At 44.9% G+C, this 5,799-nt stretch carries 6 protein-coding genes; 3 read left to right on the top strand and 3 right to left on the bottom strand.

The features are described 5' to 3' along the window. Nucleotides 1–521, bottom strand: a 521-nt coding sequence (locus tag Q0241_RS22020; protein WP_299381426.1) for an NAD(P)-binding domain-containing protein, incomplete at its 3' end; no start/stop codon positions are given. 276 nt (nucleotides 522–797) lie between these two features. On the opposite strand from Q0241_RS22020, the gene Q0241_RS22015 reads away from it, so the two are divergent. Next, a complete protein-coding gene (locus Q0241_RS22015; RefSeq protein WP_299381423.1) occupies nucleotides 798–2,189 on the top strand; it encodes a dipeptidase in 1,392 nt (463 codons plus the stop codon). A gap of 93 nt (nucleotides 2,190–2,282) precedes the next feature. Here the strand turns inward: Q0241_RS22015 and Q0241_RS22010 are convergent, their stop codons facing one another. Together Q0241_RS22010 and Q0241_RS22005 are read right to left on the bottom strand one after the other, a co-directional pair. Then, nucleotides 2,283–3,290 (bottom strand): putative sulfate exporter family transporter, encoded by a 1,008-nt coding sequence (locus Q0241_RS22010; RefSeq protein ID WP_299381421.1) that lies wholly within the window; start codon nucleotides 3,288–3,290, stop codon nucleotides 2,283–2,285. 184 nt (nucleotides 3,291–3,474) lie between these two features. Then, the gene (locus tag Q0241_RS22005) at nucleotides 3,475–3,744 is read right to left on the bottom strand and encodes a DUF6356 family protein (protein WP_299381418.1); all 270 of its coding nucleotides are present in this window, start codon (nucleotides 3,742–3,744) and stop codon (nucleotides 3,475–3,477) included. Nucleotides 3,745–3,874: 130 nt separating this feature from the next. Between Q0241_RS22005 and Q0241_RS22000 the strand changes: the two genes are divergently transcribed. Further along, nucleotides 3,875–4,339 (top strand): Lrp/AsnC family transcriptional regulator, encoded by a 465-nt coding sequence (locus Q0241_RS22000; protein WP_299381415.1) that lies wholly within the window; start codon nucleotides 3,875–3,877, stop codon nucleotides 4,337–4,339. 165 nt (nucleotides 4,340–4,504) lie between these two features. Next, nucleotides 4,505–5,799 (top strand): FAD-binding oxidoreductase (locus Q0241_RS21995; protein WP_299381413.1); only part of this gene is annotated, 1,295 nt, incomplete at its 3' end.

Below are 5,799 nucleotides of genomic sequence, written 5' to 3'. Positions count from 1 at the left end.
AGCCATCCGTTCATACAGGATGTTGTTAGAGCCAGATCAAAATCATGTTCGGAATCAAAGCTTATTGGAGTACCTGTAAAATTTGCGAGCTTTTCTACCTCTGGGTTGGGCGGATAAATAGGAACAACGCCTTCGCCTGCTTCGATGCTACAGACGGGGATCATACGAACAAGTGTTTGAGGTAGGTGGCTTGCTGCTGCGTAATGTTCGGCAATTGTTTTTCCGGCGACTGCGGTAATCACAATCTGATCCTTCCGAAAAGATAATGGTTCCAGCAAAGCGGATAATTGTTCGGGTCTGACAGAGAGCAAAATGATATCTGACTTATCTATAACGTCCTGATTATTTTGTGCGATTAAACAATGATGTTCCCTGGAAATTTTTTCAGCAGTTTGCGCATTTCTCGGCGATAGATATATTTTCCCTTGGTATCCACCGTTTTTGAGAGAGCTTGTAAAATAAGAGGCGAAATATCCAACGCCCAATATGCCGAGTACAGGATTTGTTGTGTCGTTGGTCATCCTCTTATTCTTTCCCAGTTCGTACCTGTTTAGATCGTTTGTAAGTTTCGATAACTGTAAATGGATTATTTCTGTTTGCCTATTATAGATTTCGGTTAAATACCTTTCGGAAACACAGCTTGCCTAGTCAAGTTAGGTTCTGTTAGCCTTGCACAACTTTTTACCCGTTATTCCTTGTTCTCAAAAATTTATATCAATGATCACAGGATGTTTTTGACGGAATTCAACATGCCTTATCGGGGCTAATAAAAAAATACAAACACTAGGAGCATAGGAATGAGCGCTTTGGATCAAGTGTTATCCCACGTGGATGACCATCTGGAAGAATCAGTAGATAGATTATTTGACCTTGTCAGAATTGAAAGTATTTCTACAGATCCCGCTTATAAAGCAGAATGCCAGAAGGCGGCAGAATGGTTAGAGCGTGAACTCAAAGAGCTTCAGTTCGATGCTTCTGTGCGGCCAACCCCTGGTCATCCTATGGTCGTTGCCCATACACCCGATCAGGATACAGGCCCACATGTGCTGTTCTACGGACATTACGATGTTCAGCCCGTCGATCCGTTGGAGCTATGGGATAACCCACCGTTTGAGCCTACCATCAAGGAACTCGCTGACGGTAGTAAAGAGCTAACAGGTCGCGGCACATCAGATGATAAAGGGCAGCTTCTTACTTTTGTCGAAGCATGTCGCGCTTGGCGTGCTGTAACGGGTAAGCTACCGCTGAATGCGTCGATCATTTTTGAAGGCGAAGAGGAAACTGGTAGCCCAAGTTTGGATGATTTTCTGGCGACACATAAAGATGAATTAAAGGCCGATCTGGCGTTGGTCTGTGATACTAGTATGTGGGATAAGGATACGCCTGCGATTACAGTTCGCCTTCGCGGGATGATGAAAGAGAACCTTGTTATCAAGGCTGCTGACCGTGATTTACATTCTGGTGGATATGGTTCTGCTGCGCGCAATCCGTTGCATGTTTTATCTAAAATTATTGCGGATCTTCGGGATGATAAAGGGCGTGTTCAAATTCCCGGGTTTTATGATGGCGTCGGTGAATTGCCTGCGGATATTAAAAAACAGTGGGATGAATTGGGATTTGATAGCGAAGAATTCCTTGGTGAAGTCGGACTTTCTGTGCCTGCAGGTGAAGAGGGCTACTCTGTCCTTGAACAACTGACATCACGCCCGACCTGTGAAGTGAATGGTATCTGGGGTGGATATAACGGCGAGGGGTCTAAAACTGTTATTCCAGCCGAAGCGAATGCCAAGTTTACTTTCCGTTTGGTTGACCAGCAGGAACCCAGTAAAATTCGGGAGGCATTCCGGCGCTTTGTTGAAGCTCGCTTACCAGCCGATTGTTCTGTTGAATATGAATCCGTAGGGGGAGAATTTGGTCCCTTGGTTGTCGATACGGATATGCCAGAAACGCAGAAAGTAATTAAGGCGCTTTCTGATGAGTGGAACAAAGAAGCTGCCCTGATCGGGTCTGGCGGTTCTATTCCTATTACGACTGAATTCCGGCGTGTCTTAGGTATGGAAACTCTTTTGGTTGGCTTTGCTCTGGAAGATGACCGTATTCACAGCCCTAATGAAAAATACGACCTTAAAAGCTTCCATAAAGGCATTCGGTCCTGGGTCCGCATTATTGCAGCCTTAGGTGATGCATAGAAAGACATAGGTGGCAGTTGATATAGCTATCTTATTTATTCAAGGGCACGAACATTAGGTATTATGTTCGTGCCCTTTTTTGTGTCTTCTTTATCAATGTACCAAATAGATACTGCCTATGATCAGGCCGGCAATAATGATGGTTTCGACGACGACCAAGATTAATGCCTGATGCCCAATCTGGAGAACATCACGCAGAGATGTTTTGAGCCCTACGGCTGCGATAGCGGCGATGAGGCACCAGCGGGATAGCTCGGAAAGTTGGGTAATCCAAAAATCTGAAAGCACCCCTGTAGAACGTAAGCCAGTGAAAGCAATGAAACCGATTAAAAAGAGTGGGGGCAGATAAGCCTTAATCTTGTTTGTGCTGGTTTGTTTGAAGATTGTCATGACAAAAAGTGTAATCGGAACAAGAAGTGCCACGCGGAAAAGCTTTGCCACGGTGGCCGCATCACCTGCTTCTGGTGAAATGGAATAGCCTGCCCCAACAACCTGTGCGACATCGTGAATTGTTCCGCCAATAAAAAAACCTGATTCTTCGGGCGTCATTTCTAGCCATAATGTAAGAGGGGGGTAAAGAATCATGGCCAGCGTGGACAGAGTTGTGACCGCGACAACAGCAAAAAGAGTAGAGCGTTCTTTGTTTGGAGAAGCTGGCATGGCAGCCGAAATCGCCAGAGCCGCCGAAGCACCGCAAATTGCGGTGGCGCCGCCTGTTAACAATCCGAAGCGTTTATCAAACCCAAAAAAACGGGCAAGTAGTACACCGGATGCAATGGTCACGACGACTGCGATGACCAAAATTATGGTTGATGTAATCCCAAGTTGGGTAATTTGATCCAGACCAATCCTTACGCCTAAAAGAGCAACACCAATGCGTAAGAGAGATTTGCTTGTGAACTCAATGCCTGGTTTTGCGGATGATCCTTCGATGAGGGAATTAAGGCTCATACCAAAAAGCAAGGCGTAAAGAAGTGTCGGCCCACCATGGTGATCGGATATAAAGGTTGCTGCAAAAGCCAGGATAACGGCCAGCATTACGCCAGGTATTAGTGGTTTCATCTGGGCGTACTTTTCAGCCCCGAAAACGAGAACAGGCATTGTTTTACTCAATATGTCTTTGTGATTGTGTCACGCTGAAAGCGCAACAGATATTTGCGGAGATCCTATAGGAAGATCACTCTGAAATCTCAAAAAATTATCTGTTAAGCAAAACTAATGATAGAGCACGCTTTTGATTAAAGAGGCGGCAAAATTATGAATATTGCTGAAGGATAAAGAGCTATCAGGCGCGATTTGGTTCTGTATTTTCGATTGATGTATCTTGCTTAGCCTGATGACGCATACGATTCTGAACCATTCTGTCGTACAGTTTTGTAACTAGTTGGCTGCCGGTTTTTTCAAAAGCGCCAGGAATAAAGGCATGGCAAAGGCAAACAAAAAAACCAAGGCACATGTTAAATGAAAAATACAAAGCCTGTCCCATGTGCTCAAAATAGGTTTCGTTCACAGCTTGTGGATGATCAATAAAAAGATTGTCGATAATTTTTTTCATTTAGTTCACCAAGAAATCGTTATTCGTTTTTGCTTTTTTCAGTATAGATCAACATTACAGATGAAATTTTCTCATTCTTCGTGGTAATGTGCCGACTTCTTGAGAAAATATCCCAATATAAGAGAGTTCGATGAAGTTAGATGATATTGATCTCCGAATTTTAAAGGAGCTACAGCGTGATGCCAGTCGCCCCGCATCGGAAATTGCCGAGTTGGTTAATCTGTCCACCAACGCCTGCTGGCGTCGCATAAAGCTATTGCAGGAATCTGGTGTTATAAAAAAACAGGTGGCTTTGGTTGATCCGGCAATGGTGGGGAAAGAGTTGACGGTTTTTGTCGAGCTTCGAACAGCACATCATGGGGATGGATGGCTTGAAAGTTTTTCCGAGGGTATCAGTAAGATTGATGAGGTGGTTGAATTCCATCGACTTAATGGGAACGTGGATTATCTGTTGAAGATTCTGGTGTCTAGTATCGAAGACTATGACAGGGTTTATAAGAAGATTATTCGCACGGCACCATTGCATGATGTGACGTCATACTTTTCTATGGAAAAAATTAAAGAAACAACAGAAGTGCCGCTGGATAAAAGATAAGAGGAAGGCATGTTGCGTGATCATTTAGCGTCGTTAAAGTACAGAAATCTGGCTTTTTGCTTCCCATGATTTCATCGACGTGGCAGCTTACTGTTCAACGATATTCTTTATTTCAGATGTAAATCTTCCGCGTGAATTTTTTCTCTCCAATTATTGAGCATGGCCATGGCTGAATTTGAAGCTTTCAAGCATCAACCTTTCTGGTGGACTGATCCTCGTTTTCAGCCTGATAGTTACGTTCAGTCTGATACCCCACCTAAAAAAGTTGATGTTGTCATTATTGGCGCAGGATACACAGGACTTTCTGCGGCGCTTACTCTGGCGCGTGCAGGGCGATCTGTCGTTGTTTTGGACGCTGAACGTCCGGGATGGGGATGTTCAGCGCGAAACGGGGGCCTGTTGGGGCCAAGCTTTCATAAGCTCGGTCTTAAAGGGCTAGAGCGCGCCTATGGGAAAGATAAAGCGCGTGGCATCATGCGTGAAAGTCTGGATAGCATGCGGTCGTTAATTTCTTTTGTGGAAGAGGAAAAAATCGATTGTGAATTGGTAATGCGGGGGCGATTTCGAGGTGCCGTTCGTCCTAAGCATTATGATAGCCTCGCCCGACAAGTTGAGGTTATGCAAAAAGAACTTGGTCTCAACGCACATATGGTTCCAAAATCAGGACAACACAATGAAATTGGGTCTGACCTTTATCATGGTGGAGCTGTGTATGAAGATGATGGCACACTTCAGCCTGCGTTATTACTGCAAGGACTTTTGAGTAAAGCTACTGAGGCCGGAGCAAAAGTTTATGGTGGACAAGCCGTGCAGGATGTTTCTGGCTCAGCTGGTGAGCTAGAGGTGCGTACGAAGAACCATTCCTTGAAAGCGCGGGATGTTATCGTGGCGACGAATGGCTACACACCTAAAAATTTAAAATGGTTTCGCCAGCGTATTATCCCGATCCGCTCTGCGGTAACAGCGACAGAAGAATTACCCAAAGAGAAAATTCTAGAACTTTCACCTAAATTAAGAGGGCATGGCGATACGCACCGTTTGGTTTTTTATTACCGTCCGTCGCCTGATGGAAAACGAATGATCTTTGGCGGTCGTGCCAAGGATCTCAATGATAACCCCAGAGAGTACGTATCATACCTTGGAGTCGCGATGCGACGAATTTATCCACAGTTACAATCGGCAAAGATTGAATATGCGTGGTCCGGTGTTGTGGCCTATACTTTTGATCATGCGCCGCATGTGGGGAAAATCGATGGTGTGCATTATGCTATGGGGTATTGTGGCTCAGGCGTTGGACGTGCTGTTTATTTCGGTCGTAAGACCGCGTTGAAAATTCTGGATGATCCTGAAGGTCGGACTGAATTGGATGACCTGCCTTTTAATAGCAGGCCATTTTATAGCGGATCTCCGTGGTTCATGCCCTTTATGATTCGCTGGCATGCTTTTGCGGACAGAATGGG

This window comes from uncultured Kiloniella sp. (genome assembly GCF_937128705.1).
In the GTDB taxonomy this organism is placed as follows: Bacteria; Pseudomonadota; Alphaproteobacteria; order Kiloniellales; family Kiloniellaceae; genus Kiloniella.
This window is presented reverse-complemented; position numbering and strand designations above follow the sequence as displayed.

Bases quoted from the DNA above. Each gene is read 5' to 3' on its own strand.
- Q0241_RS22015 (WP_299381423.1), top strand. From the start codon at position 798: ATGAGCGCTTTGGATCAAGTGTTATCCCACGTGGATGACCATCTGGAA.
- Q0241_RS22010 (WP_299381421.1), bottom strand. From the start codon at position 3,290: ATGCCTGTTCTCGTTTTCGGGGCTGAAAAGTACGCCCAGATGAAACCA.
- Q0241_RS22005 (WP_299381418.1), bottom strand. From the start codon at position 3,744: ATGAAAAAAATTATCGACAATCTTTTTATTGATCATCCACAAGCTGTG.
- Q0241_RS22000 (WP_299381415.1), top strand. From the start codon at position 3,875: ATGAAGTTAGATGATATTGATCTCCGAATTTTAAAGGAGCTACAGCGT.